This is a genomic window from Marinobacter sp., from assembly GCF_033722735.1.
Classification (GTDB): domain Bacteria; phylum Pseudomonadota; class Gammaproteobacteria; order Pseudomonadales; family Oleiphilaceae; genus Marinobacter.
In genome coordinates this window covers 111309-137607 of sequence record NZ_JAWVYN010000009.1, presented here as the reverse complement: position 1 = coordinate 137607, position 26299 = coordinate 111309, and the positions used below count along the sequence as shown (strand labels likewise).

Here is a 26299-nt window from a genome sequence, read left to right as displayed (position 1 = left end):
CTGTTCCGAGTGTCCCTTAACGCAAGTCTGGAGACCAAGATGAGACCGGTCACTTTCGATAAACAGAAGGCTCTCGCGAATGTCACGCACTTGTTCTGGCAGCAGGGCTACGAAGGCACTTCGGTACAGCAGATCCTCGATTGTACGGGACTGAGTCGGAGTAGCTTGTACGCCACGTTTGGCGACAAACGGGCGCTGTTTATCCAGTCGTTGGCGCAGTTTGGCCAGATGTCTCAGGCCGCATGCATGCCATTGAAAAACCGGGGCAATCCTCGGGAGGCGGTACGTCAGTTCTTCGAGCTGGTGTTTTTTGTCATGCCCGAGCAGCAGCGCCGTCTGGGCTGCCTGCTGGTGAACACGGTGCTGGAACAGTCCGGCCTGGACGATGAGCTGGCCAGATTCGCCTCTGAACAGCTCCAGACCGTGGAGCAGGCGTTCGAACAATGTTTCGAGCACGCTGTGGCCGAGGGACGGCTCGAGCCGGATAAAGACCCGCGTCTGTTGGCCGCGTTTTTCATGACCCTGACCCGGGGAATGAGGGTCGCCGCTCGGGAAGGGCAAAGTGAGGCCATGTTGCGGAGTATGGTGGCAACGGCCCTGAACATTCTTGATTAGGAAGGCATTTGATGAACACTCTATCCAAGTCCCTGTTTATTTCGCTTTATCTGACGCTGTTGGTAATTGCAGCGGGGCTCAGCCTGGTCGGGCTATGGCGTGAAGGGCTGTTCACCGGTTGGGCCGGTGTGGCGCTGGCCACCTGGCCAATGGTGTTCTTTTTCCTGAAACTGTTCCTGACGAATACGGCGCGAACCGGCGCGAATCTGGTTGGCTATCAGGCGGCGGCCTGGGCTGGTACGGGGCTCACCCTTGCGTTGGGATGGTCCGGCGACGCCCTGGCCATTCAGTTGTTCGGCAGTGCTGTTGTGGGTGGTGTGGGCTCGACCCTCTATGTTTACTGGTATTCCCGGTTCAGTCGGCAGCAGCAGGCTGAACGGTTGAAGGTGGGATCACGTCTGCCGGCCTTCGAGCTGATGGATGATGCCGGTAACAAGGTTGTATCCGACGAGTTTCTGGGCCAACCGACGCTGTTTATCTTTTATCGGGGGAACTGGTGCCCGTTGTGTATGGCGCAAATCAAGGAAGTCGCGGGTCAGTACCAGGCCCTCGCGAATTTGGGCGTGACTGTGGCCCTGATCAGCCCCCAGCCCCACGATAACACCCGTAGCCTGGCGGAAAAATTCCAGGTGCCGTTCCGTTTCCTGGTGGACTCCGGCAATCGCGCTGCCAGGGCCTTGGGTATCGAGGCCGAAAACGGGCTGCCCAAGGGCCTGGAGGCACTGGGCTATGACAGCGACACGGTTATGCCTACGGTACTGATCACCGACGCCAACGGGACCATTCTGTTTGCGGATTTAACGGATAACTACCGAGTTCGACCAGAGCCGGAGACGTTTATTCGAGTCTTAAAGGAACACGGGGCAACGGGTTGACCCCGCTAGAACTCCCCGTACCGGCGATGCAGGATACCCACCCGTTCCACATAGGCCCGGGTTTCGGCATAGGGGGGAATGCCATCATAGCGGTCCACTGCGCCGGGGCCGGCGTTGTAGGCGGCTGTGGCCAGGGTGATGTCGTTGTCGAAGCGATCCAGCATCCAGGACAGGTACTGGACACCCCCGCGAATGTTCTCGGCGGCATCCAACGCATCGGACACGTTCAGATCCCGGGCTGTGGCAGGCATCAGTTGCATCAGTCCCTGGGCGCCTTTGGGGGAGACGGCACCGGGGTTAAACGCGGATTCGGCATGGATGACCGCTCGAACCAGGGCCGGGTCGACGTCGTATTCGATGGCTGCGGCGACAATTTCGTCCCGATAGCGTGAGCGGAACAGCGGCGTAGTGAGCCAGTTCACGGTGGATTCGGGGTTGCAGGCGTAACAATGAAAACGGATGACGTCGTAATTGGCACCGTTCGGGGCCTGTCCACTGTAAGAGATGACGCCGTCGTTGTTTTGATAGCGGTAAACGGTCTCGTTGCCGGAAGAGGCCAGGGGTTGGTCACCCTGCACATTGGTAAATTCCACCGAGCCGTCGGGATGGACAATGCGGCGGATACTGTCGGCCGACACGGGGGCCGAAATGACCAGTAATGCACACAATAAAACCTTTGGTGGAAAAAAGACCCCATTTCCGCCAGTCATCGCAAACCCTTGAAGACTCGTATCCCATCTTTTTGACCACTACCTGATTGTGGTCCTGAGCAAGTATAGGGCTTTGGGCTGCGGAAAGAAGAGGCCTGGGTCTTATTGCGGTAATTTTTTGTTGCCAGCAGCAGGCCTTGAGGGCCATGCGCCAAGACCGGCGGATTACCGGGATTCTTGTGGCCGAGGCATTTCTGTGGCTGACTGTTCTCTGGCCCCAACAGTCTGTCTACGAGGTGCATGCAAGCAGTGAAGTCAACCTGGACGGTGTTACGCCCACGTAAAATACCCTTCCGGAAACGCCTGGCCCGGGCCTCGGTGGCGCTGATCTACCGGCAAAGCGGTGACGGCCGCACGGAGTTGCTCTTCATCCAGCGGGCCCAGCGGCCAGGGGACCCCTGGTCCGGGGATATGGCCTTCCCCGGGGGGCGCATGCAGCCGGGAGACGCCACGCCCCGCGCCGCCGCCGAGCGGGAAACCCTGGAGGAAACCGGTGTCGACCTGGTGCGTCACGGCCGCTTCCGGGCCCGCTTGTCCGACCTGGTCACCCGTCATCACAGCCGCTGGCGCCCGATGGTGGTCACCCCTTACGTCTACGAGTGGCAGGGCCTGCAGGCGGTCACGCTCAACCATGAAGTGGAACAGGTGGTCTGGATCCCCCTGTCGCACCTTTCGGCACGGGAGAACCGGGAGCGGCGCGCCTGGCGAACCCCCATCGGCACCCTGGCATTGCCCTGTTGTCGTTACCAGGGCCACTGTATCTGGGGGCTGAGCTACAGCATGCTGCAGGACCTGCTATCCCGGGACCTTGTGCCCGGCTTGGGTCGATGAGGCCATTGCACCACGATTACCGGTGACCGCAGGTAGCGGGGGCAGGGAATGTCGGCTATACCTTACTCATACCACGGAATTGGATAGGGTAAGGATGGATTCGCTTCGATCGTTCTGGCAACAGCGATCCCTCAGGTTCTGGTTGGCCACGGGGTTGATTCTGGCGATCGCCCCAGTTTGGCTGTTCGCCACTCTGGGTTATTTCCGCCTTCACGATGAGATCGTTCGGCCGCTGGTCGACGTAACCACCGAGCAGCGCACCATCCTGCAACCCCTCAACCACATTGAGGTGCGGCTATGGGACGTGTCCCAATCGGTGATAGGTTTTTCTGCCGAGGGATTGCCGGCCGATGCCGAGAAGTTTGCCCTCCAGCGGGCCGAGATCGACAGTGCTTTCGACCAGTTGTCCAAGGCCGTGACCGGTAATGCGAACCTCCGGCAGCAGGTGGCCCGGGTGGAAGCCGATTGGCGGCAGGTCGCGGATGGGGCCGATCGTATTCTCGCGTTACCGCCTATTGTTCCGGATATGGATGAAATCCGATTCGTCGTTCACTTTGAACATGCCCTGGCCACCCTTGGCCACGACCTGGCGCAGCTCTACGGCGATATCCGCATCGACAACGAACAAAGTCACTTCCGGGCGTTGGCTGCGGTGGAGCGGTTTGATGTCCTGGCGCTATCCGCCCTTGTGCTTTCATTGATGCTTGGGGTACTGGGAATCTGGATCATCAACCGGTCGTTGGTCAGTAGCATGCGTCAGCTCTCGAAGGGGGCCATGCGCTTTGCCCGCGGCGACCCGGACCATCGCATCGAGGTGCGCATTCCCCATGAACTGGCGGGGGTGGCAGACACGTTCAACGTCATGCGGGAAACCATCCTGGCCCAGCAGCGGGAGCTGGAGGCCGTCGCGATAACCGATGAGTTGACGGGGCTCCACAACCTGCGTCACTTCGATCATGCCCTGCGCCAGGAGCTGCTCCGGGCAGAACGGTTTGCCGGTCAGTTCTGCCTGATCCTGCTGGATATTGACCATTTCAAGCGGTTCAACGACACCTACGGCCATCAGCAGGGCGACGCCGTGCTCAAGCAGGTTGCCACCTTGCTGCGGGAAACGGTACGCCGCGTGGATGTGGTGTGCCGCTACGGCGGTGAAGAGTTTGCGATCATCATGCCCAATTGCGGTGTGGACCAGTGTTCCGATGCCGCGGGTCGACTGCGGCGGGTGATGGCGGACCTGCCCATCCCACTGGATGATGGCACCATGATTGCCGTAACCGGGAGCTTTGGCGGCGCGGTCTACCCGGAGCATGCGACCTCCGCTGAGGGCCTGGTCCGGCGGGCGGATGTTGCCCTCTATGAGGCCAAGCGGCAGGGCCGGAACCGGGTGCACCTCGCCGACGAAGTTGCAGCCTGACCCGGACCGAATCATCGGCTTCCCGCCCGAGCGAAAATTCAGTACAGCGCTGGATTTTGATCTATCTTAAACAGACGCTCAGGACAACAAGATACCTCACTATGGACGAACTCGCCGAGGAGATCCGCGCGCACTACTGTCATGTCCGGCAGCAGAGTGAGACCATGTGTGAAGGCCTGGAGGTTGAAGACCTGTGCCTTCAGGGGATGGCCGACACCAGCCCCCTCAAATGGCACCTGGCCCACACGACCTGGTTTTTTGAAACCTTCATTCTCAAGCCGTTTCAGGAGGGGTACCGCCCCTATAACGAACGTTTCGAGTACCTGTTCAATTCCTATTACAACGCCATCGGCCAGCAATATCCCCGGCCCCAGCGCCACCTGCTGTCCCGGCCCACGGTTGCTGAAGTCCGGGCCTACCGACAGGCGGTGGACGAGTGCGTGCTGGGGATGCTGGACACGCCGCTACCGGCGTCGTGGGACGAGATCCGTCATCGGTTGATTCTCGGGTTGAATCACGAGCAGCAGCACCAGGAACTGATGCTCACCGATCTCAAGTACTGCCTGTCGCTCAACCCCCTGTATCCGGTTTACAACGGCAACGACATTCCTGCCTCCCAGGATACAGCGCTGACGTTTAGTGAGTTCCAGGGGGGCGACAGTGAGGTGGGCAGCTCTCTCGCCGGCCATGCTGCAACCGACATCAACGGATTCTGCTACGACAACGAAGGGCCGCGGCATCGGGTCTGGTTGGCGCCATTCGCACTGGCCGACCGTCTGGTGACCAACGGCGAGTATATCGACTTTATTGAGGATGGCGGCTATCGCAATCCCCTTTGGTGGCATTCCGACGGTTGGGCCACCGTTCAGTCTGAACAGTGGCAACTGCCCCTTTACTGGCAGCGCGAGGGCAGCCGGTACGGTGCCTTCACCCTGCACGGTTATCGGGAGCTGGATCTGGCGGCGCCGGTGTGTCACGTCAGCCTCTACGAGGCGCTGGCCTTTGCGGCCTGGAAAAACATGCGGCTCTGCCGGGAGTCTGAGTGGGAGCAGGTTGCCGCACGGTCGGAGGCAACCGGGCACCTGTGGAACCCTGATTGTCACCACCCACGGGGCGCGACCACGAACCGTACCGGGCCCCGGCAGCTGTTCGGTGATGTCTGGGAGTGGACCCAGAGCGCCTACAGTGCGTACCCGGGATACCGGGCCCAGGCCGGTGCCCTGGGCGAGTACAACGGCAAATTCATGCTCAACCAGATGGTCCTGCGCGGCGGCTCGGTGGCCACCCCGCCAGACCATATTCGTGCGACCTACCGCAATTTCTTCTATCCCAAAGACCGCTGGCAGTTCAGTGGCATACGATTGGCCTACGACCTGTAAGGAGGCAGTGTGCACCCCCAAGTCTGTGACGCCCAGCAGCATTCCTGTACGGAGCCAGCTCCCCGGCTCCGTATTCACAACGTCAAACCCCCGCTGGTGGATCAGCGCCAGGAAATCCTCAGCGGGTTGATGGCGGCCAACAAGCGAGTGTCGCCGAAGTACTTCTATGACGAGGCTGGCAGTCGTCTGTTCGATCAGATTACCGAGCTGGAGGAATACTATGTGACCCGCTCGGAACGGACCATTCTCGAGCGGGAAGGGCGCGCCATCTGCGCCTACCTGTCCCGGGACACCATGCTGATCGAGCCGGGCAGTGGCAGCAGCGAGAAGGTCAAGATGCTGCTCCAGCACTACCTGCCGGCCAGCTATGCCCCCATCGAGATCTCCGAATACTATCTGGAGCGGGCGGCGCAGCAGTTACACGTGGATTTCCCGGAATTGGTGGTGCACGCCGTCTGTGCCGACTTTACCAGCCTCGACCGAATGCCCGACACCGTGCCCGAGGCGCCCAAAGCCGCCTTTTTCCCCGGCTCCACCATTGGCAACTTCGAACAGGGCGCGGCGGTGCAGCTGCTGAGGAACCTGCGCCGGATGCTGGGCCGTCGAGGCAAGCTGTTGATCGGAGTGGATCTGATCAAACATCCGGATACACTGCATGCCGCCTATAATGACCGCCAGGGCATTACCGCCCGCTTCAACCTGAACCTGCTCAATCACCTGGGGCGAATCCTCAATTGCTCATTCGACATGGGGAAGTTTCGCCACCGCGCTTTCTATAACCAGGCTCTGCACCGTATTGAGATGCACCTGGAATGTCGGGAGGCCCACACCCTGGACGTGGATGGGCGGGTCCTGGTCTTCCGGAAGGGCGAAACGATTCACACCGAGAATTCCTACAAGTACTCCATTGAAGGCTTTGAGTCTCTGGCCGGCCAAGCGGGGTTTCGCCGCCGACAGACCTGGACCGACAGCGAACGGAATTTCAGCTTTCATTGTCTGGAGGGGGTGTGATGTAATCCCCTGGTCTCCGTTGATGCGTTGCAACAGTGGCTATCCACGACCATTGCAGGCAAACTGGTTAGGAGTTACAACGTGTTGGGGGAAGTCAGGACAAAATGGCCTTGAGAAGCTGGATTTGCTGGTGCTGGCTGGCATTGCTCATGTTCCCGTTGAGTGTCTCGGCCGAGGTGTTCCGCGGGCACTGCCGGGACCGTCCCCCCATGATCCAACCGGCGGGCATACACTGTGTGGGCCCCGCTGCCGAGCTGATTGAACGGGCGCTGGCCTATGCAGGTCACCAGGTGGAATGGGTGACGGTGCCCTGGGCCCGTACCCTGTACATGGCGCAGCGTGGGGAGGTGGACGTTCTCCCGGTGCATTCCATGGACCGGGCAAGGGAGACGTTTCTGTTGCCGATTCATTACGGCAACCGGAGTCGCGAAATCTACTATTTTGCCAAGGCCGGAAGCCCGACCCGAGTCGAACGTTTCGATGACTTGATTGCCTACCGCATCGGTGCCCTGCGAGGCAGTTATTATTCGGACGAGTTCAACACTGCCCAGGGCCTCAATGTGTTTTATTCGGTGGGGCCGGAACAGTTGATCGAAATGCTGCTCCACGATCGGCTCGATGTGGTCATTACCTCGACCATTCATGACCCGGATCTGTTTTTCTCCAATCCCCGACTTCGCAAGTTGGAATACGTCGAGCATTTCGCCAACAAGCGATACTTCAGCATTCCCGCCGCCTCGCCCATGGCGCGATACTACGACGATATCCGTCAAATGGTGGAGCTGATGCTAAAGCGGGGTGAAATCGAGGATATCTATCGGCATCACGGTGTCCCCGTACCGGCGATGGACCCGCCGGCAGACGGCTGAAGCGCCCGTCGCTCCGGCAGTACTCAATCTGGTTGCAAGCACCATTACCAATGTTTATCCGTTTCGTAACCGGGTTGACTGCCCGATTCCGGTACGCTGGCGTGCCCGTATCCTGGCACTCGGTGTGACGGCGAGTGGGGGGGCAGAAGTCGTGGATGGGCTAGTGGAAGGTACATAGTGGGATACTCCTTTGCAGGTAAACTCCGGCGTCGATTGCTGGTGACTCTGGCAACGGCCCTGGTGTCGTTCTTTGCGCTGTTGCTCCTGTTGCGATTCGTCAATCCACCCACCTCAGCCTTTATGGTTGCCTACTCGCTGTCCGATGCTGATCGCCCACTCCGCCAACAGTGGGTGCCCATCGACGATATCTCCCCCTGGATGCAGCTGGCCGTGATCGCCAGTGAGGACCAGCGTTTTCCTCACCACTGGGGGGTGGACGTTGGCGCCATCCGACAGGCGCTCGCGGAGTACTGGACCGGCGGCGACCTGCGCGGTGCCAGCACCATTACCCAACAGACCGCCAAGAACCTGTTTCTCTGGAATGGACGCAGCTATCTGCGCAAGGTCCTGGAGGCCGGGCTGGCGATGAGCCTGGAGGTGCTCTGGAGCAAGCAACGGGTGCTGGAGGTTTATTTGAACATTGCGGAGTTCGGCCCGGGAATATACGGTGTCGAAGCCGCGAGCCTGGCCTACTTCGGCATTCCTGCCCGACAGCTGTCGCCCAGCCAGGCCGCCCGGCTGGCGGCGGTATTGCCAAACCCCAAGGTGCTCAACGCGGGGAGTGCGTCGCCCTACCTCCTGGAGCGTATTGGGTGGATCCGTCGGCAGATGTTGCAGCTCAAGGGAATGGGCTACCTTCAGGCCCTGTAGCGGAATGCAATGTCTGGTTCACACCTTACGCCGGTGGGGGCCCACCGACTTGACCCCCAATGCCTCTTTCGGCGGGGCCCAGGCTGCTACAATGGCCAGCATTTCCCAAGCCGGCAATAGGGTCCGGCGCAACCATGAGGTAACGAATCTTGAAACAGGCAGTAACGCTCACCGCCCTGGCGGCTTTCTTCCTGACCGGGTGCCAGACGTCGGGTTACGTATCCTCCGCCGCCGCCGATGGCGAGGGGGTCACCTGCAATAAAATCTACCAGGCCTTTGACGCCTACGACTCGGATCGCCAATCCGCCGAGGCCCTGGCGGAACTGGGCCAAATGGTGAATCCGGCCGCCGGTTCCCTGGCACAGCAAGGCATGTCCTCCGCCTCCGGATATTACGAACAGGCCAAGGCCAGTGCCAACATTGCCCTGGCGGTGCGGGGGTGTCAGCCCCTGTGACCTCCGCTGGGATCCGTGTGCCAAATCAGGGAGACCGGGTCAGTCAGTGGATGCGGCATCCGGCAACCTTAGCCCCGCCCAATTCTCCATCAGCCGGGCGGCGATCAGGTCACCGGTGACATTGATGGCTGTACGGCACATGTCGAGAATCCGATCCACCCCCATGATCAGGGCGATTCCGCTGGGGGGGACCCCTACGGTCTGCAACACCATTGCCAGTATCACGATGCCCACCCCGGGGGTGGCTGGCGAGCCGATCGATGCCCCCACCGCCATGGCCACCACCAGAGCCATGCTGCCAGGTCCCAGGTCAATGCCGTAAACCTGCGCAATGAACACCGTGGCGACGCTTTGATAGAGCGCCGTGCCGGTCATGTTGATGGTCGCGCCGAGGGGAATTACAAACTGGGAAATGGACGGCCGTATGCCGAGCCGGTCCTCTGCGGTACGAATGGACAAGGGCATGACCGCGGCCGAGCTGGACGTGGAGAAGGCCAGCAGGAGCACATCCCGGGTCTTGCGAAGGAACTCCAGCGGGTTGTCTCCGCCAAGCAACTTGAGAATTGCCAGGTAGATCCCCAGCATGATCAGCAGGCCGATGAGCACCGTGGCCACGTAATAGGCCATGCCCAGCATGGCCTGGAAGCCAATCGTGGTGGTGAGCTGGGCCATTAGCCCGAATACCGCAAACGGGGCCAGGCGCATGGCCCAACGAACGACGGTCATGCAGATCTGCTGCAGGGAATCCAGCAGATCGAGCATGGGCCGGGACTGCTCCGGAGCCATGGTGACCAGGGCCACACCGACGATACTCGAGAAAATGACCACCTGCAGCATCTGCCCCTCTACCATGGCGTCCAACGGGTTGCCCGGCAATAACCCCAGCAGGGCCTGGGGCAGGGCTGCGACATCGGTGGTGCGGGCTGGGGTGTCCAGGGCGACCGGTTCGGGGACGGCAAGCCCGCTGAGCATTTGCCCTGGGCCAATCAAGTCGCCGATCCAGAGTCCCACTGCTGCGGCAAGGGCGGTGGTAACCACAAAAAAACCGATCACCCGTAGGCCCAGCCGGCGCAGTTGCTCAAGATTCTCGCTGGCGGACAGCCCGCGGATCACGGATGCCACCACCAGGGGGATGACAATCATCTGAATGGTGGCCAGGAACAACTGGCCAGGGAAGGCGAGCCAATTGCCAATGGTGGTGCCAGTTTGTGGACGCACTAGTCCAACGGAAGGGCCCAGCAGGGTGCCGACAATCAAACCCAGTGCCATACCCACCAACACCTTCAGCCAAAGCCGGCCTTTAACCAGGCCCGCCAGATAGATACTCAGGTGGCGTAACGAACGGGGGGAATCCTGGTCTTGGTCCTGCGCAGTACTGGCCATTGGCAAATCACCCTGGGTCCGGAAAGCAATCGGTTGTCGGGAAATGCTGTCGTTCAGGAAATATAGTGTATTCCGGTGTGAGCATGGCATGCCCTGAGCCAGGACAAGAAAGGGGCAAAGGAGGCGGACGGAACCCGGTCGCATTGGAGCGGCGCTGGCAATCTGCGCCAGAACTGCTTCACTTGTTGAGGTGGATCCGTTCACAGCCAGATCCGCCGGGCCAGCCAGGGCGTATGAACTCTGTACTCGGCCGAAGATCCCGAAACCTCAGGGACAGGAGACGTTTCGAATCCATGGCGTGGTTTAGTGACTCAGCCCTTCTGCAACTTGGAATTACCCTGGCAAAGACTTCCGTCGCCGATCTGGATGCCGCCATCGAGCGATTTCTGGCATTTACCGGCAGGGCCGTCAAAGCTGGCCGTGGCTACCTGTTTCTGATCGACCCGCTCACTGACACCCTCAGCAATACCCACGAGTGGTGCGATCACGGCGTGGAGTCGCAGATCGATGCGGTGCAGGACATTCCCCTCGATACCTTTCCATGGTTGAAGCATCGATTGCGCGATGGCACCACGATCCATATTGAGGATGTCGACGCGCTGGGGCCGGAGGCCCGTGCCGAGAGGGAGGAATTCCAACGCCAGTCGATTCAGGCTCTGATCATGTTGCCGATCTTTCTGGAGGGCGAGGTGATTGGCTTTGTGGGCTACGACGCGGTCAATCAGCCGATGGCGATTCAGCGTAAGACCGTTGATTTGCTGAAAGACGGGGCCCTGGTCCTCGGGTCTGCGGTCCAGCGGAAGTTGGCCTTCAAGGCCCATCGCGACCTGAATCGAAGTCTGGAAAAATTCTCCGGCCAGTTCCCGGGGGTGCTTTACCAGTTCCGGCTGTATCCCGACGGTAGCGCCAGGTTCCCGTTCATCAGCGAGAGTGTCAGGCCGATGTTTCAGGTTGCGCCCGCTGAGCTCAGGGCGGATGCCACCCCCCTGCTGGAACGGATAGATGAGGAGGATCGGGAGGTTTTCTTCGCCGAGGTGGACCGTTCCTGTCAACAGCTGCAGCCTTGGCACATCCAGTTTCGGGCGAAGCAGGACAGCGGTCGCCAAGCCTGGATCGAGGCCAAGTCGGTTCCGGAGCGGCTGGCCGATGGCAGTACCCTGTGGCATGGCTACTTCCACAACATCACCGCGCGGGTGATGAACGAGCGCCAAATCATCGAACAGGCTCAGCAGACCCGGGCCATCCTGGACAACGTCGCCGATGCCATCGTGACCACGGACGCCGACGGCCTGATTGTGACGTTCAACCGCGCCGCAGAGCGGATCTTTGGCTATCGGGCCGACCAGGTCATCGGAGGCAGTGTCGAGACCCTGTTGCCGGAAGCCAGCCGGGGTGAACGTTTTCGCGATTTCCTCAACTCCTGGACCCTGACCGAGGCAGCGGCGGTGAATGAAACACTGGCGTTACGGGCAAACGGCGGCGAATTCCCGGTGGAACTGAAGATATCCCAGTTGATGCTGGACGAGCAGACCATCTACGTCGGCGTGGTCCGGGACCTAACCGAGCGCAAGAAGGCGGAGGCGGAGATCGAACGGCTGGCCTACTACGACTCCCTGACCGGATTGCCCAACCGGCTGCTGTTCCGGGACCGCCTCAGCCAGGCGTTTGCGTCCAGCGAACGGGAGGGGCAGCACGGAGCCCTGGTGTTCATCGACCTGGACGACTTCAAGACCATCAACGATTCGGCGGGCCATGCCGTGGGCGATGAGCTGCTGAAGCAGGTGGCCCGGCGCCTGGACAGTACACGCAAGCGGTGGGACACCGTGGCCCGGCTGGGGGGCGATGAGTTCGTGATCGTGCTCAAGGGGTTCAGTCAGGACCCGACGAGAGCGGCTACCCAGGTCGAAAAGGTCTGCGAACGGTTCCGGGCCGTGCTCAACTTACCCTACAGTCTGTCTCACGGCGAGTACAGTGGCTCGCCCAGTATCGGCATCGCCCTGTTTCTGGGGCAACAGGTGGGGGTTAATGAGCTGTTGCGCCAGGCAGACATGGCCATGTACCGGGCCAAGGAGCGGGGCAAGAACCGCATCGCCTTCTATGACTCGGCGATGCAGGAAAAGGTGATCCAACGACTGGCCCTGGAGTCGGACCTGCGTCAGGCCTTGGTGAAGAACGAGTTCCAGCTGCACTACCAGCTCCAGGTGGACACGGGTCGGCGCCCCATCGGAGTGGAGGCGTTGGTGCGCTGGTTCAGCAGTGAGCGGGGCCTGGTGTCGCCGGGGACGTTCATTCCCCTGGCGGAGGAAATCGGGTTCATCGTTCCCCTGGGCGACTGGGTCATTCAGGAAGCCTGTCGGCAACTGTCGATCTGGAAGAATCTGCCGGCACCGTTTCCGGAGCTGGTGCTGGCGGTCAACGTCAGTGCCCGACAGTTTCACCAGCAGGACTTTGTCGCGTCCGTGGTGGCGCGGCTGGAGGAGACCGGCGCACCGGCGGAACGATTGAAGCTGGAAGTCACCGAGAGTGCGCTGGTGGATGATCTGGTGGATGTGGAGGCCAAACTGCGCCGGCTGAAAGCGGAAGGCGTCAGGGTCTCTCTGGACGACTTCGGAACCGGTTATTCGTCCCTGGGCTACCTGAAACGCCTCCCCCTGGACGAGCTGAAAATAGACCAGGGCTTTGTCAGGGATATCCAGAACAATCCTGGCGATGCGGCGATTCCTCGCATGGTCATCGCTCTGGCTTATGAGCTGGGGCTCTCGGTCGTGGCCGAAGGCGTGGAAACCGCCGGCCAACTCGAGTGTCTGCGGCAGATGGGGTGTCATCGATTCCAGGGCTACCTGTTTGGCCGCCCCATGCCCGCCAAAGACCTGCTGCAACTGATGCAACCGGCCTGATCTGTTAATAGGTCAGGCCGGCGAGCCGAGGGACTACTTCTTGGCGATGATCCACACCGCGTGCACGATGCCGGGAATATAGCCCAGGATGGTCAACAGGATGTTGATCCAGAAGTGCTTGCCGAAGCCTTCCTGCAGGAAGACGCCAAGGGGAGGCAGAAGAATGGCGATGAGAATGCGTAGCAGGTCCAATTCGTGCTCCTTGAGGCCAATAGGCCAGTTGGTCGGGTTAGCTTGCTAGACGCCGTGTACCCAGTGAGATAGTGATCGGCGACTGGAATTCTTGCACGAAATGGGGGTGTACGGAGGCCAGGCTACGGTCCACGCTGTATCCTGGCCTGAAATGACGCCCAAGGTGATCCTGGCGCTTACTCTTCCTCTTCTTCCTTTTCCTCGGGACAGAGTTCCTGGTCGGCGTTGTTACAGAATCCATCCTCTTCCGAGAACGTCTGGTTGCCGAAGGAGCCATTGGGACGTTGTTCTATGGCTCCCACCTCGACCTTTAATGGGAGGTCCGCCGGCAGGGCAGCAAGGTATTCGCTGGGCACGGTAACGGAGTTGACCGCCGGTGGCACGCGAATCGAGAAGGTAAAGGCAGACCAGGCGTCATCGTCTGGCTCCAGAACCACTTCGTAGCCGACAATTTCTCCTTCCGAAGCCGGTGTGAACATTTCCGGCAGCGTGGTGCATTCACCCAGATCGTCCCCATAGCTCCAGGATATCTCGGAGCCATCGAATTCCACGTCAGCGGGTGCCGCAGGAATGTTATGGGTGAGGATGGTGCTGCCGGCCAGTTCGCCGCCGTCTTCCAGTTTTACCCGGAAATTGTAGAAACCGGCGGCAAATCGAGCCAGGAACTCCGGTAGGGTGACAACCTCATCGCCTTCTTCCTCGGCCAGTTCCTCCTCGCAGACGGGTTCGGTGCTTTCAAAGAAATTTTCGGTCATCAACTGGTCCCGGAGAGAATCCGATACCGCCTCCTTGAAGATTTTTTCGCCGTCGGCGCTGGTTATTGTGGCCTGTCGCCAGCCTTCGGCGTCAAACAGCACATGAAAGCCGATATCACCATCGGTCGCGTTGATTTCGATGATCACCCGGCATTCGTCCAGCTCGTTGCAGGGCGCATCCGCGGCGACTGGTGTTGCGGTGAGGCCCGTCAGCAGCGCCGAGAGGCTAATCGTAAGTAACTTTGTATCTTTGAACATCGCAGAATCTCCCATGCTTGGTACCCCTCAAGCATTGATGAGGGGGGAGGGGAGAGGGCCCGTCGCGACAAGGCTCGATCCTCATCCCCGGGCCAGTGTCTGATTCAAAAGGGGGCGAGTACTCAGAAGCTGGGCGAACGCAGCATATTGAAGAATGCAGTTTTCGTGCCAGAAAATTTTGGCAAGCAATTCAGGCGCATGGGTTGGGGGATCAACACAGAGTGTCAAAAAGTTGGACAAGAGGCCAACTGGCGCTAGATTCAGAATGTTATTGCTTGATTTCCAACAATAAAATATAGGGCCTTTCGAGACCTTGAGGCGGAGTTTCGTTTGAGTAACAGGTTCCGATAGCCCTGTTATCGTCTGCTTGCCAATCGGCCTTGCCAGCGGCTGGTTTCCAGTCGGTCGAATGACGGATACTCCCAATATACTTAATCCAGGCGTAAAGGACCTGCAATGAACGTACAACAGATCGCCGTCACCCTACCCAACGGCCACGCCATGCGGGCACGCTGGCTCCGACCGGACGCTCCCAACCCTTACCAGGCCGCCGTTCTCGCCATCCACGACATCTTCGGTTACAGCGACGACATCGAGCGCATCGGCCGCCGGTTGGCGGAGAACGGTTACCCGGTGCTGATCCCGGACCTGTACGACATGCCGGGCAGCAAACCGTTGTGCGTGGTGAAGACCCTTAAGGCCCACGAAACCGGTCACGGCCAGGCGTTCGAGCAGTTGGAGGCGTGCCGACAGTGGCTGCTGGCACAGGAGGACGAGCCGGTTACCCAGGTGGGGGTCATGGGGTTTTGCATGGGCGGGCGCTTTGCGGTGCTGTACTCCAGTCGCGCTCCGGTGCAGGTGGTCGCGCCGTTCTACGGTGGCATTCCCAGGCACGCCGAGGCCCTCAGAGGCATCTGTCCGGCGGTAGGCGGCTGGGGTCGGACCGACCTGATCTACGGCAATCACGGTGATCGCCTCGCCGCTCACCTGGATGCCCTGGGTGTGCCCCATGACATCAAGACCTACGACAATGTGGGGCACTCCTTCATGAACGACCACCAGACCTTTGCCTTCAAGAAGCTCGGAGGGTTGCCTCCGCTACGGGCCCGGTACGATGCTGCGGCAGCGGAAGACTGCTGGCAGCGGGTGTTGGCTTTCTTCAAACAGGTGTTTTCCGGCGCAATCAGTAGGCACTAGGTGCTCGCCAGCGACCCCTGCCTGACTATTTCATCTCAAAGCCACGGTCCTTGAGGAACCCACGCATGTGGGGACGTAACTTGGAGGTGAACAGTGGCTTGAGCTGCTCCGACCAGTTGGTGTCCTTGTTGCCCCCGGTACGGGCCAGATAATACTCGCGCATGGTGCTGTCGAATTCTGCGACCTGGGCTTGGTCATGCTCGTCCTGATAGTAGTCCTCCTTGAGGATGGACGCCAGCGGCAGGCGGGGCTTGAGCTCCGGGTTCTGCCCCGGGTAACCCAGGCACATCCCGAACACCGGGTAGACGTGTTCGGGCAACCGCAGCAGCTCGCTGACTTCTGCCGGGTTGTTGCGGATGCCGCCGATGTAACACAGGCCGATACCCACAGACTCCGCGGCCACCGCCACGTTCTGGGCCATCAGGGCGGTGTCGATGCTGGCCACCAGCAACTGCTCCGTCATACCCCGGACCACTTCGGCGCCGGCCCGTTCGGCGGCGTCGGTGGAGCGCTTCATGTCGGCACAGAACACCAGGAAATCGGAACTGTCGGCCACATAGGCCTGGCCGCCGGCCAGTTCCGCCAGCTTACGGCGATTTTCCGTATTGACCACGTGGATGATGGTGTACGCCTGGACGTGGTTTGACGTCGCCGCGCTCTGTCCGGCCCGGATAAGTGTCTCGAACAGCTCCCCTGGAATCTTCCGGTCGCTGAACTTGCGGATGGAGCGGTGGGACTGGAGCAGTTCAATGGTCGGATTCATGGGGCCTCGCTGTGTTGCTATGACTCGATCACGGACCGGTTATTCTGCCGGTTTGACCTGTAGGATGCGACTATTTGCGTTGCTACAAAGGTGGCAGGGAGCGCATCGGGGGAAGGTGTACTACTATTTATTGAAGATTACCTACGTTGGCCCATTTGAAATCGGTGGGCAGGCGAGAGTCAAGGGAGTGACGGCAATGTCGATCTACCAACGGGTGATCACAGCCTGTATCGGGTTGGTGTGTATCGCTATCGTGACTTTCAGTGTGCTTTCCTTCCTGGGAGGGCGACAAATCCTTCGGGATTCCCTTCAGGACCGGCTCGACGCGGTAGCCAGTCATCAGCGGGAAAAGATTGCAGAGGTCCTGGTGGCTTGGCAGGACCGGGTCGCCTTGATCGCCAGCCGAACCCAACTGCGGATCAGCCTGCGGGATTATCTCCAACGGGGAGATCCCCAGGCGTTGGACAAGGTGAGGCAGATTCTGGCGGATGCCCAGGGCTCGGTCCGCGCGGTGCGGGACATCTCGGTCAGCGATCCGTCTGGCGGGGATATCGTGACCGTCGGAGCGGTGCTGGTCGAGGGGACCGAAGGCGTTAGGCTTCAGTCGGCGTCCTCCGGCGTTGGTCTCACCCGTATGTTGCTAGACCCCGAGGGCCATCTCTACGCTCAGTTTGAGGCGCCCATGACGTTGCAGGGCGAAGTGGTCGGGCAGCTGCGAGTCACCTTGTCCGCCGACGAGCTATTTCATGCAACCCGTGACTACACCGGGCTGGGAGACACCGGGGAGACGCTGCTGGCGGCGGTGAACAGCTACGGCGAGGCCGTCTTCCTGACCCCCCTGCGACACCAGCCCGCTGCCGCCTTGAAACCCGTCAGTGAGTTCTCTCCGGACCCCCGGGCCCTGAACCTGGCTTTGTCAGGTCGGGAGGCGATGTTGGAGGGGGTATTGGATTACCGGGAACAGGCCACCATGGCGGCGACCCGTTACCTGCCGGAGTTGTCGTGGGGACTGGTGGTAAAGATGGACCAGCGGGAAATTCTGGCCCCCATCGCTCGGTATCAAACCACTATCCTGGTCCTCGCCCTGGCGTTGCTCGTCGTAGCGGTGGTGCTGGGTCTGCTGATCGCCCGTGCCATTGCCCGGCCGGTGGTCAGACTGGCGGAAGAGGCAGGCCGCATCCTGGCCGGTGAGCACCAGCTACGGGCATCGGTTGACCGGAGAAGCGGCAAGGAAATCCAGGACCTGGCCCTGGCATTCAATCGCCTCACCGACTATCTGATGGAAACCAATGCCACCCTGGAACGGCGCGTGGAGGCCCGAACCCGGGAGCTGCAAGTGTTGAATGATTCCCTGGAACAGCAGGTTCGTGAACGCACCGAGGCCCTGGCCACCGTGTTAACTGGCCGGCCGGGCAAGGAGACCGAATCATCGCCGGAGGGGACGAGCCGGCACTCCAAAACCTGACAACGGCTTATGCCTGGGCACCGGGATGGCGGATATCCGCCAGGGTAGGCCTGAGGCCAGGCAGTGCAATACCGGCCAATCCCCGCGCGGTGCCCTTGGTGATGTTCCACCAGTCGAAGTAGTCCCGCCACAGTACGATCCGGCCATTGTGCACCCGGAAGGTACCGCAGACCCAGAAGCCGATGTGCAGCGGACCGAGTTTCAGGATGTCGGTGCGTTCGGTCATCACCGTGTCGCCGTCCACCGCAATATTGTGGTTCTTCACTTCAAAGCCGGTGCCCGGGCGCAGGGCCTGGCGAATCAGGCCTGACACCAACCGGTTGCCGGTCAAAGTGGGCAGCGACACGTTGGTGTAGCGCACATCCGGGGCCAGCAGCTCCGCCACGGTGTCGTGGTCTTGGGCTTCCAGTGCTTGCAGGAAACGTATCACGATGGCCTTGGGGTCGGGTGATGATGTTGTCGGGTCCATGGGGGCTCCTTGCTGAGGTGAATATCAACGGTAACCCATTGTGGACCGGATGCATCCCGGCTTTGACTGGCCCAGGTGACCGGCCGCACCTTGGGCCTGGTCAGAGACCTCCGGTGAGTGCCCGCGGGCCAGGAGTGCTACTATGGTAATGACACTGGCTGTATCGGACCGTTCGATCAGGAGGTGCGATGATCTTGCCGACCACCGGCGGCCAGCACTATGTGCTGCTGTTGATTCCTGCGTTACTGCGAGAGCTGGAGCGAGTGGGCGTAGGGAGGGTTATCGCTAAATCCGGGCTGCCCGAGCAGGACGTCACCCGCCTTGTTTTCCAGTCACGGGCCCTGAACCGTGCACTCCCCGAAGAACCCGCTTCCCTGGAACCGGGCCTGTGGCCAGATTTGGTTCATTGGGCGCAGGTGCTCAGTACCCTGGTCAACCTGGCCTGCCAGGAGGAGCTGGATCAGGCCCGTGAGCAGGCGGTCCATCAGTTCCTGCCCCAGGCCCGGCACAACCTGGCCCGGGAGGTGGCGCGCCAGCGCCGCCGGGGCGACATTGACTTTCAACTGGCCGGCCTAGTTCGTCCGCAGAGTAGGTCCCGCCATGCGGAGGAAATCTGTATGGAGGCCCTGAGGCTGGAGCGGGAACGGCGTTTCCGTTCCCTGCAGCGGTTTTCTGCGGAGGGGTTGTCCCGCCACCAGGCCGCGGTCGTACGCTCCGCCAAGGCCTATGTCTGTGTTCAAATGGTCAGCCCGCCGGAGGACTTCGATCAGTTGGACCTGGTGATACGGTTGTTGGACCTGCTGAATTCCGAGATGGTCGGGGCCCGCAGTCAGCACCGGGCGCTAGCCAGTGATCCAGACATCGCCAACATCGTGCTCGGCGTGGGCAACCTGCTGTTTCGCGAGGAGCTTGCGCTGTCTCCCGGTACCGCTTCCACGGGCAATTGACTTCAGCTTGGCACCGGTTGGCGCACGGACTCCGTCAGGAAGCGCGTAAACTCCTGCTGGAACCGCAGGGGTTCGTCAATGATGGGGACATGGCCCGAGTGCTCGAAGATCACCAGTTCGGCGCGGGGGATGAGTTCCTGCATCGCCTGCTGGGCCTGGAGGGTGAAGTAGCGGGAGTGGCGCCCCATCATCAGGGTGGTCGGCGCGTCGATGTCGCCCAGGGCATGCCAGGTGTTACGGCCCGCCATGAAGGCGCGCAACACCATCAGGTACGCCGACCAGCGGTCAACCGGCATCAGCAGCTGTGTCAGCAGACGCTCGGCCAGCAGCGAGCCGGCCGCCACACCCAGCCGGTTCCAGGGTCGGTTCAACGCATACAGGTAGATATCGGTGACCGCGGTTCGCAGGGCCAGGCGAACCTCGAGGGGCAGCTCCCAGTAGGGCGTGTCCTCACCGGATTCCGCCACCATCTCCAGCAGTGCGGCAAAACGGTCGAAGATTTCATCCTGACGTTCGCCAAAGATGCCGGTGGCCCCCTGCTCGGAATGCCGACTGTCGGCCACATGCTCGATGTTGAGATAACTGCGCACCCGGGAGAAACCGTGGAGGGCGTTGTAGTTCAGGCACACATAGGCGCCGGTGGATATGCCGCCGAGTATGACCCGGTCCAGCTGGAAATGATCCAGCAAGTCGTCGAGGTCATTGGCGTAGGTGCTGAACACGTCGCGACCACTCAGGTCGGTGTGGTGAGAGCCGCCAAACCCGCGCAGATCGGGCAGGTAAAACCGGTAGCGGTGAGCCAGGGGGACGACGTTGGGCAGCCAGTGTGCACCTCGGGAGCCGAAACCGTGCAGCAGCACAACCGGGTCACCACGCCCCAGGCAGGTCACATGCAGTTTTTCACCATCGCGAAGTGGGATCCAGGTCATGGCGACTTCTCCATCTACCGGGAAACACGGGCCGTACGGCAAAACCGCCGACAATCACACCCTCGCTGACTCCGGCAAGATTCAGGCCCATAGTAAGTACTGTTCTGCGATTCAAGGCCTTGAAACTTGTTCTGGTAAAGGTGTACCCGGCTCTGTAAAGAAGGCTGACGCCATCAGGCCATCTATAGGCCCGAGTTGGAGAGGTCGTACGAAAACGCGGAGGGGGTAGCGCCCGGTCACGATGGAACGGGACAAGAGCGGGATAGCTGACGGGGAAGCCCCCCTGACCGTGATGACCGGGCCCGTGGAATGGGCCCGGCCTTCCGCGGGTTTACAGGCTGGCCGCCAGTTCCGCGCCCTGGCGGATGGCCCGCTTGGCATCCAGTTCCGCGGCCAGATCGGCACCGCCGATCAGGTGGTAGTTGTCCGCGCTCTCCTGGTACAGCTCACGCAGCGACTCCTGGCCCGCGCAGATGACGACGTTGTCGACCCGCAGGGTCATGGCCTTGTCACCCACGCGAATGTGCAGGCCCTCGTCATCGATGCGCTCATAGCTGCAGCCCCTGAGCATCTGCACCTGGCGTGACTTCAGCGTGGCACGATGGACCCAGCCGGAGGTCTTGCCCAGGTCCTTGCCCAGGTGAGTGGGCTTGCGCTGGAGCAGGGTGATCTCGCGCGCAGGCGCCGCGACGTCCGGCTTCACCAGGCCGCCAGGGCTGTCGCCGCGGAGGTCCACACCCCATTCCTTCATCCACTCGGGCAGGGGCTGCTCGCCGTCGCGGGGGTGTTCCGCCAGGTATTCAGAGACATCGAAGCCGATACCGCCGGCGCCGATCACCGCCACCTTGCGACCGACCTCGGCCTTGCCCCGCAGGACATCAACGTAGGACAGCACCTTGGGATGGTCTATGCCCGGAATGCCTGGTGTGCGCGGGGTAACGCCCGTGGCCACCACGATTTCGTCAAAGCCGGCCGCCTCCAGGTCGGCGATTTCAACCCGGGTATTCAGTTTCAGGGTGACGCCGGTGTTCTCGATCCGTTTGCGGAAGTAACGGATGGTGTGATGGAACTCCTCCTTACCCGGGATCTCCTTGGCCATATTGAACTGTCCGCCAATCTCGCCGGCCTGGTCAAACAGGGTGACTTGGTGCCCCCGCTCCGCCGCGACGGTGGCGCAGGACAGCCCTGCCGGGCCGGCACCCACCACCGCGACCTTCTTGGGCTTGGCTGTCTTCACGTACACCAGTTCGGTTTCGTGGCAGGCGCGGGGATTCACCAGGCAGGAGGCCCGCTTGAGTTCGAAAGTGTGGTCCAGGCAGGCCTGGTTGCAGGCGATGCAGGTGTTGATCTCGTCCGCCTTGCCGGCTTCGGCCTTCTTGACGAAATCCGGGTCCGCGAGCAGCGGCCGGGCCATGGACACGGCGTCTGCCTGGCCTTTGCTGAGGATGTCCTCGGCGATCTCCGGGTCGTTGATGCGGTTGGAGGCTACCACCGGCACCGAGACCACCTCCTTCACCTGTCGGGTGGCTTCGACAAAGGCCGCCCGCGGTACCGAGGTGACAATGGTGGGCACCCGGGCCTCGTGCCAGCCGATGCCGGAGTTTATGAGGCTGACGCCGGCTGCTTCCAGTGCCTTCGCCAGGGCCAGCACTTCCTCCCGGGTGGAGCCGTCCGGCACCAGGTCGATCACCGACATACGGAACATGATGATGAAATCGTCGCCGCACCGTTTGCGGGTCTCCCGCACGATCTCCACCGGGAAGCGGCGGCGGTTCTCCGCACTGCCACCGTACTTGTCGGTACGCTTATTGGTGCAGGGGGCGGTGAACTGGTTAATCAGGTAGCCCTCGGACCCCATGATTTCGACGCCGTCGTAGCCGGCTTTCTTGGCCAGTTCGGCGGTGCGGGCGAAGTCCTGCACTGTTTTTTCCACCTCTTTGGTGGACATGGCCTTGGGCTTGAACGGATTGATCGGGCTCTTGATCGCCGAGGCGGAACGGGACAGCGGATGGTAGCTGTAGCGACCGGCATGGAGAATCTGCAGGGCGATCTTGCCGCCTTCCTTGTGTACCGCCTTGGTGACTTTGCGGTGGTTGAGGATATCCAGGCGGTTATTGAACAGGCCGGCGAACGGGTAGAACCAGCCATGCATGTTCGGGTTAAAGCCCCCGGTAACAATCAGGCCAACGCCGCCACGGGCACGTTCGGCAAAGTAGGCGGCCAACTTGGGAAACTGCCAGAAGCGGTCTTCCAGTCCGGTGTGCATGGAACCCATGATTACCCGGTTCTTCAACTGCGTGTGTCCCAGATCCAGTGGGGACAGCAGGTTGGTGTAACGGTCGGTCATCGTTGCCTCTCTCTATCGCTCTGCATGGTTCTGCGGCGTTGTTTCGTTATCTGGACGGTGTCAAGATAAAGATGGATTTTGACAGTGTCAAGATTGTCGGGGTAACTTGGCCCCCAAACCGCAGTAAGGAAGACAGGCCGATGACACAAACCGCCCGCTATCACCACGGGGATCTTCGCGCGACGCTCCTGCAGGAAGCCAATGACCTGCTCAGTGAGCAGGGCATCGAAGGGCTGTCCCTGCGCAAGCTGGCGGAGCGGGCCGGGGTGTCCCGCACGGCCCCCTATCACCACTTCAAGGACAAGAATGCGCTGCTTTGTGCACTGGCCACCCAGGCATTCAGCGAGCTGGACACATTGATCGGGCGACAGCTCCAGGGCGGTGGTTCCACGGAGCGGGTCAAACAGTTCGTCCGGGAATACCTCCGGTATGCCAGCGAACACCCGGAGCAGTACGAGCTGATGTTCGGTCGCACCCTGTGGAAGGCGGGCGAACCCAGTGACGAGCTGAAGACCGTGGCCCATCGCAGTTTCCGCCACTACGCCGAACGACTGGCGGGATTGCTGGAGGGTCGTCTGCCGGCCGGTACCGATCCGCTGCGGGTGGCCCAGGCCAGCTGGGCGACGGTCCACGGTCTGAGTCGCCTGCTGATCGACGGTATCTACATCAATCGGGACGACATGGAAGAGGTGAGCGAGCAGTCGGTGGCCATGTTTATGGCCGCCCTGACCAAGTAGAGCCTGTCGATTCCATCGCATTTCCAGCGTCGGGTTTTGGGGGCTGTGCTACTCTCTGACAGTGAGCGATTCACCATTTCCACCGGATGGGACCTGCCCGGATGCGCTTACTGATCATCTCCCTGCTGGCGCTGTTTCTTAGCATGATCCTGCTGATCACCGGCAATGCCTTCCTGGCAACTTTGCTGGGGCTACGCTTCGGCCTGTTGGGGGTCGATGTGGGCACCATCGGCCTGGTGATGGTGGGGTATTCGGTGGGCTTCGTGGTCGGGGCCCGCTACGGCAGCGTAGTTATCCGCCGGGTCGGCCACATTCGCGCGTTTGCCGTGTTCGCGGCGGGGGCGGCAGTCGCGGCTCTGGTCTACCCGATGACTGACAGTGTCTGGCTCTGGGGCTTCCTGCGAATCGTGGGCGGGGCAACGCTGGCGGCACTGTTTGTCACTATCGAAAGCTGGTTCAGCGCCGTCGCCAGTAACGCCAATCGGGCCACCATTTTCTCCCTCTACCAGGTCGCCTCTTTTCTGGCGGTGGCTGGAGGCCAGTTGCTGATCGGGCTCAATGACCCGGTCAGTTACCTGCCCTTCAGTCTGACGGCCATGTTGCTGGTGGCGGCGATCGTGCCGCTGTCGCTGTCGCACATGCACTCACCGGAGCTCACGGAGCCCACCGAGCACATGCCGCTACGCCGGATGTTCAAACTCGCGCCCCTGGGAGTCGTGGCGGCGTTTGTCAGTGGTATCTTTATTGGCTCCTTCTATGCGCTGGCCCCACTTTTCGCCAGTTTGACCGGGTTGAGCAGTACGGAAGTATCCTGGTACATGTTTGCCGCCGTGCTGGCGGCCATGCTGTTTGCCTGGCCAATTGGCTGGGTCTGTGACCGGTTCCAGCGCAGCTATGTACTGCTGGCGATCTGCCTGCTGGGCGGTATCACCAGCCTGCTGACCGTATGGCTGGTGGAGGCGTCGTTAGGGATACGGGTGGCGGTGGTGGCGGTCTGCATGGGGCTCTCTGCCGCGCTCTACCCGGTGTCGGTCGCAATCACCAACGACCAGATGGACAGTAGCCAGATCATTGCCGCCAGCTCCGGCCTGCTGCTGAGTTATAGTTTCGGCAGTGTCGTGGGGCCGCTGGTCAGCTCCTGGTTGATGGAGGTCCAGGGGCCGGGAGCGCTGTTTCAGACCCTGGCGGTGTCTTTGCTACTGATGGCCGGGTATACCCTGTACCGGCAACACCGCCGGGCACCGCTGCCCGTGGCTGAACAGGAACATTTCATACCCATCGTTCCCTCCGTACAGCCGATTCCCGATATCGATCCCCGTCATGAAAACTTTGTCGATACCCCCATCGAGGACCTGTTTGACGGAGACGAGCATCACGCTCCCGGAAAAACGCCGTAGCATGAGGTCGCCCCGGCAGGGTGCCGGGGCGAGAGTGGTTACTGGGCCGTACGCAGCAGGCTGTTCGGGGAGCCTGCACCAATTCCGCTCAGTACACTGGGGGTTGCGGATTCCAGCAGCTGGTTGAACACCTCTTCTGGCTGCAGCGTCGGGTGGGCATTCAGAATCAGTGCGGCAGCGCCAGCCACATGGGGGGAGGCCATGGACGTGCCGCTGATGGTGTTGGTCTGGGTATCCGACTGGTACCAGGCGGCGGTGATGTCAGAGCCCGGGGCAAACACATCGACACAGGTTCCGTAGTTGGAGAATGAAGAACGCTGGTCCTCGCGGGTGGTGCTGCCGACGGTTACCGCTTCGTCGACGCGGTTGGGGGAGCCGGCACACGCGTCTGTATCATCATTGCCCGCTGCCACAACAAAGGTGACGCCGTCCTCGATGGCGCCACGGACCGCCGTGTCCAGGGCGTCAGAGTTGCCCCCGCCCAGGGACATGTTGGCCACGGCCGGTGACTGATGGTTGGCGGCCACCCAGTCCACCCCGGCGATCACATCCGCATTGCTGCCGGTACCGGCGCAGTCCAGCACCCGCACCGGTGCAACCCGCGCCTGCTTGGCAATCCCGTACTCAGTGCCTACCGCGGTGCTGGAAACGTGGGTGCCATGGCCGTTGCAGTCGCTGGTGTCACCCGGGTCTGCGGAGAACAGCAGGCCCCCCAGTCCCAGGAGGCTCACACCTGAAACGAAGTTGCGACCCTCGGCCACCCGGCCGGTAAAGTCTTCGTGGCTTGCTCTCAGCCCGGTGTCGATCACATAGACCGTTACCCCATCACCGGCGCTGTCTGGATAGCTGTATTGATTGTTCAGGGGCAGGTACGGCTGATCTGACCGGTCCAGTCCCCAGGTGGCGTCCGCTTGTACGGCAGTGGCACGGACCACGGTATCGGGCTCGATGGCCAGCACGCCGGGCATGGATTGCAGCAGGGAGGCCTGTGCCGGGGTCAGGCTGACAGCCGCGCCGGTCATGGCGTGTTCATACAGATGGATGATGTCGCCACCGCCGACCGCGGTGAGCAGTGAGGTCACGCTCTCCTGCAGGCTGGTGAGGCCGAGCAGGTCCGGTGTTTGAGGCGACAGGGTAACGATGTATCGGCCTTCGAGCAGTTGGCCGGCCGTTACTTCCGAGCCGATGGTGCCGGCATCGGACTCCTGAAACGGGAAGGCCTGGGCCTGGACGCTCGCCAGCAGCGTCGAGGCGCCAACGGCGAAGAGTAATTTCTTTACGTTCATGGTTGCTCCCTGGTTCATTCGACGGGAATTGGTGTTGTTATCAGGCCGCATTTGCGCTGGCCATTCATTAAACGAATAAAGTGTTACGTTCGTTCCATGGTCTCGGGTCAAAGTGTGCGGCATATCACAAAGCTGAGCCGGGCTTCCCCCGTGCGGGTGGTGGAAGGCGGGGGCTAATCATGGGAACGGTTTGCTTTTTTTTCCGAGGCAGGCCTAATGGGCCAAATTGACGGTGAGGGCTGGCCTTC

At 61.2% G+C, this 26299-nt stretch carries 24 protein-coding genes; 15 read left to right on the top strand and 9 right to left on the bottom strand.

Features of this window, described 5'->3' with window-relative positions; all coding sequences use genetic code 11:
• Positions 1–39: 39 nt before the first annotated feature.
• On the top strand, positions 40–615 hold the full coding sequence (locus R3175_RS09070; protein ID WP_318943941.1) for a TetR/AcrR family transcriptional regulator: 576 nt from the start codon (positions 40–42) through the stop codon (positions 613–615).
• 11 nt (positions 616–626) lie between these two features.
• A complete protein-coding gene (locus R3175_RS09065; protein WP_318943939.1) occupies positions 627–1490 on the top strand; it encodes a peroxiredoxin family protein in 864 nt (287 codons plus the stop codon).
• Between the two features lie 5 nt (positions 1491–1495).
• Here R3175_RS09065 and R3175_RS09060 read toward each other — a convergent pair whose 3' ends face one another.
• Positions 1496–2200 (bottom strand): lytic transglycosylase domain-containing protein, encoded by a 705-nt coding sequence (locus R3175_RS09060; protein WP_318943937.1) that lies wholly within the window; start codon positions 2198–2200, stop codon positions 1496–1498.
• A 249-nt stretch (positions 2201–2449) separates the two neighbouring features.
• On the opposite strand from R3175_RS09060, the gene R3175_RS09055 reads away from it, so the two are divergent.
• The 7 genes from R3175_RS09055 to R3175_RS09025 all read left to right on the top strand — a co-directional run bounded on the left by R3175_RS09055 (position 2450) and on the right by R3175_RS09025 (position 9029).
• On the top strand, positions 2450–3031 hold the full coding sequence (locus R3175_RS09055; protein ID WP_318943935.1) for a CoA pyrophosphatase: 582 nt from the start codon (positions 2450–2452) through the stop codon (positions 3029–3031).
• Between the two features lie 94 nt (positions 3032–3125).
• Positions 3126–4445 (top strand): diguanylate cyclase, encoded by a 1320-nt coding sequence (locus tag R3175_RS09050; protein ID WP_318943932.1) that lies wholly within the window; start codon positions 3126–3128, stop codon positions 4443–4445.
• Positions 4446–4546: 101 nt separating this feature from the next.
• On the top strand, positions 4547–5824 hold the full coding sequence (gene egtB / locus R3175_RS09045; RefSeq protein ID WP_318943931.1) for an ergothioneine biosynthesis protein EgtB: 1278 nt from the start codon (positions 4547–4549) through the stop codon (positions 5822–5824).
• 9 nt (positions 5825–5833) lie between these two features.
• Complete coding sequence (gene egtD / locus R3175_RS09040) at positions 5834–6835, top strand: L-histidine N(alpha)-methyltransferase (protein WP_318943930.1); 1002 nt, start codon at positions 5834–5836, stop codon at positions 6833–6835.
• Between the two features lie 110 nt (positions 6836–6945).
• Complete coding sequence (locus R3175_RS09035; RefSeq protein ID WP_318943928.1) at positions 6946–7704, top strand: ABC transporter substrate-binding protein; 759 nt, start codon at positions 6946–6948, stop codon at positions 7702–7704.
• A 174-nt stretch (positions 7705–7878) separates the two neighbouring features.
• Positions 7879–8574, top strand: coding sequence for a monofunctional biosynthetic peptidoglycan transglycosylase (gene mtgA / locus R3175_RS09030; RefSeq protein WP_413231751.1), 696 nt, complete (start codon positions 7879–7881; stop codon positions 8572–8574).
• A 149-nt stretch (positions 8575–8723) separates the two neighbouring features.
• Positions 8724–9029: a hypothetical protein gene (locus R3175_RS09025; RefSeq protein ID WP_318943925.1), complete on the top strand. Its 306-nt coding sequence runs from the start codon at positions 8724–8726 to the stop codon at positions 9027–9029.
• A gap of 39 nt (positions 9030–9068) precedes the next feature.
• Here R3175_RS09025 and R3175_RS09020 read toward each other — a convergent pair whose 3' ends face one another.
• The gene (locus R3175_RS09020; RefSeq protein ID WP_318943923.1) at positions 9069–10412 is read right to left on the bottom strand and encodes a dicarboxylate/amino acid:cation symporter; all 1344 of its coding nucleotides are present in this window, start codon (positions 10410–10412) and stop codon (positions 9069–9071) included.
• A gap of 293 nt (positions 10413–10705) precedes the next feature.
• Here R3175_RS09020 and R3175_RS09015 point away from each other — a divergent pair, with 293 nt between their 5' ends.
• Positions 10706–13309 carry a putative bifunctional diguanylate cyclase/phosphodiesterase gene (locus R3175_RS09015; RefSeq protein ID WP_318943920.1) on the top strand — a complete coding sequence of 868 codons (2604 nt, stop codon included), beginning with the start codon at positions 10706–10708 and terminating at the stop codon, positions 13307–13309.
• 33 nt (positions 13310–13342) lie between these two features.
• Here the strand turns inward: R3175_RS09015 and R3175_RS09010 are convergent, their stop codons facing one another.
• Both R3175_RS09010 and R3175_RS09005 read right to left on the bottom strand, forming a co-directional pair.
• Complete coding sequence (locus R3175_RS09010; RefSeq protein WP_318943918.1) at positions 13343–13501, bottom strand: YqaE/Pmp3 family membrane protein; 159 nt, start codon at positions 13499–13501, stop codon at positions 13343–13345.
• 176 nt (positions 13502–13677) lie between these two features.
• Positions 13678–14514, bottom strand: a complete 837-nt coding sequence (locus R3175_RS09005) for a hypothetical protein (protein ID WP_318943916.1) — start codon at positions 14512–14514, stop codon at positions 13678–13680.
• Between the two features lie 456 nt (positions 14515–14970).
• On the opposite strand from R3175_RS09005, the gene R3175_RS09000 reads away from it, so the two are divergent.
• Positions 14971–15711: a dienelactone hydrolase family protein gene (locus R3175_RS09000; RefSeq protein WP_318943914.1), complete on the top strand. Its 741-nt coding sequence runs from the start codon at positions 14971–14973 to the stop codon at positions 15709–15711.
• Between the two features lie 25 nt (positions 15712–15736).
• Here R3175_RS09000 and nfsA read toward each other — a convergent pair whose 3' ends face one another.
• The gene (gene nfsA / locus R3175_RS08995) at positions 15737–16474 is read right to left on the bottom strand and encodes an oxygen-insensitive NADPH nitroreductase (RefSeq protein ID WP_318943912.1); all 738 of its coding nucleotides are present in this window, start codon (positions 16472–16474) and stop codon (positions 15737–15739) included.
• Positions 16475–16670: 196 nt separating this feature from the next.
• On the opposite strand from nfsA, the gene R3175_RS08990 reads away from it, so the two are divergent.
• Positions 16671–17939 (top strand): HAMP domain-containing protein, encoded by a 1269-nt coding sequence (locus tag R3175_RS08990; protein ID WP_318943911.1) that lies wholly within the window; start codon positions 16671–16673, stop codon positions 17937–17939.
• Positions 17940–17946: 7 nt separating this feature from the next.
• On the opposite strand, the gene R3175_RS08985 is transcribed toward R3175_RS08990, so the two are convergent.
• Entirely contained in the window at positions 17947–18408 is a 462-nt protein-coding gene (locus R3175_RS08985) for a limonene-1,2-epoxide hydrolase family protein (RefSeq protein WP_318943909.1), read from the bottom strand.
• Positions 18409–18596: 188 nt separating this feature from the next.
• Between R3175_RS08985 and R3175_RS08980 the strand changes: the two genes are divergently transcribed.
• Entirely contained in the window at positions 18597–19355 is a 759-nt protein-coding gene (locus tag R3175_RS08980) for a hypothetical protein (RefSeq protein WP_318943906.1), read from the top strand.
• A 2-nt stretch (positions 19356–19357) separates the two neighbouring features.
• Here the strand turns inward: R3175_RS08980 and R3175_RS08975 are convergent, their stop codons facing one another.
• Positions 19358–20284, bottom strand: coding sequence for an alpha/beta hydrolase (locus R3175_RS08975; RefSeq protein WP_318943905.1), 927 nt, complete (start codon positions 20282–20284; stop codon positions 19358–19360).
• 331 nt (positions 20285–20615) lie between these two features.
• Entirely contained in the window at positions 20616–22631 is a 2016-nt protein-coding gene (locus R3175_RS08970; protein ID WP_318943903.1) for an NADPH-dependent 2,4-dienoyl-CoA reductase, read from the bottom strand.
• A gap of 140 nt (positions 22632–22771) precedes the next feature.
• On the opposite strand from R3175_RS08970, the gene R3175_RS08965 reads away from it, so the two are divergent.
• Positions 22772–23368: a TetR/AcrR family transcriptional regulator gene (locus R3175_RS08965; RefSeq protein ID WP_318943901.1), complete on the top strand. Its 597-nt coding sequence runs from the start codon at positions 22772–22774 to the stop codon at positions 23366–23368.
• Positions 23369–23469: 101 nt separating this feature from the next.
• Entirely contained in the window at positions 23470–24765 is a 1296-nt protein-coding gene (locus R3175_RS08960; RefSeq protein ID WP_318943899.1) for an MFS transporter, read from the top strand.
• Between the two features lie 38 nt (positions 24766–24803).
• On the opposite strand, the gene R3175_RS08955 is transcribed toward R3175_RS08960, so the two are convergent.
• The gene (locus R3175_RS08955; protein ID WP_318943898.1) at positions 24804–26051 is read right to left on the bottom strand and encodes a S8 family peptidase; all 1248 of its coding nucleotides are present in this window, start codon (positions 26049–26051) and stop codon (positions 24804–24806) included.
• Between the last annotated feature and the right edge of the window lie 248 nt (positions 26052–26299).

What these genes read in the sequence shown, in the direction of transcription:
- R3175_RS08990 (WP_318943911.1), top strand. Translation starts at nt 16,671, where the DNA reads ATGTCGATCTACCAACGGGTGATCACAGCCTGTATCGGGTTGGTGTGT.
- R3175_RS09060 (WP_318943937.1), bottom strand. Translation starts at nt 2,200, where the DNA reads ATGACTGGCGGAAATGGGGTCTTTTTTCCACCAAAGGTTTTATTGTGT.
- R3175_RS08970 (WP_318943903.1), bottom strand. Translation starts at nt 22,631, where the DNA reads ATGACCGACCGTTACACCAACCTGCTGTCCCCACTGGATCTGGGACAC.
- R3175_RS08975 (WP_318943905.1), bottom strand. Translation starts at nt 20,284, where the DNA reads ATGACCTGGATCCCACTTCGCGATGGTGAAAAACTGCATGTGACCTGC.
- R3175_RS09020 (WP_318943923.1), bottom strand. Translation starts at nt 10,412, where the DNA reads ATGGCCAGTACTGCGCAGGACCAAGACCAGGATTCCCCCCGTTCGTTA.
- R3175_RS08960 (WP_318943899.1), top strand. Translation starts at nt 23,470, where the DNA reads ATGCGCTTACTGATCATCTCCCTGCTGGCGCTGTTTCTTAGCATGATC.
- R3175_RS08955 (WP_318943898.1), bottom strand. Translation starts at nt 26,051, where the DNA reads ATGAACGTAAAGAAATTACTCTTCGCCGTTGGCGCCTCGACGCTGCTG.
- R3175_RS08980 (WP_318943906.1), top strand. Translation starts at nt 18,597, where the DNA reads ATGATCTTGCCGACCACCGGCGGCCAGCACTATGTGCTGCTGTTGATT.
- R3175_RS09065 (WP_318943939.1), top strand. Translation starts at nt 627, where the DNA reads ATGAACACTCTATCCAAGTCCCTGTTTATTTCGCTTTATCTGACGCTG.
- R3175_RS09070 (WP_318943941.1), top strand. Translation starts at nt 40, where the DNA reads ATGAGACCGGTCACTTTCGATAAACAGAAGGCTCTCGCGAATGTCACG.
- R3175_RS09050 (WP_318943932.1), top strand. Translation starts at nt 3,126, where the DNA reads ATGGATTCGCTTCGATCGTTCTGGCAACAGCGATCCCTCAGGTTCTGG.
- R3175_RS08985 (WP_318943909.1), bottom strand. Translation starts at nt 18,408, where the DNA reads ATGGACCCGACAACATCATCACCCGACCCCAAGGCCATCGTGATACGT.
- R3175_RS08965 (WP_318943901.1), top strand. Translation starts at nt 22,772, where the DNA reads ATGACACAAACCGCCCGCTATCACCACGGGGATCTTCGCGCGACGCTC.
- R3175_RS09005 (WP_318943916.1), bottom strand. Translation starts at nt 14,514, where the DNA reads ATGTTCAAAGATACAAAGTTACTTACGATTAGCCTCTCGGCGCTGCTG.
- R3175_RS09015 (WP_318943920.1), top strand. Translation starts at nt 10,706, where the DNA reads ATGGCGTGGTTTAGTGACTCAGCCCTTCTGCAACTTGGAATTACCCTG.
- R3175_RS09000 (WP_318943914.1), top strand. Translation starts at nt 14,971, where the DNA reads ATGAACGTACAACAGATCGCCGTCACCCTACCCAACGGCCACGCCATG.
- nfsA (WP_318943912.1), bottom strand. Translation starts at nt 16,474, where the DNA reads ATGAATCCGACCATTGAACTGCTCCAGTCCCACCGCTCCATCCGCAAG.
- egtB (WP_318943931.1), top strand. Translation starts at nt 4,547, where the DNA reads ATGGACGAACTCGCCGAGGAGATCCGCGCGCACTACTGTCATGTCCGG.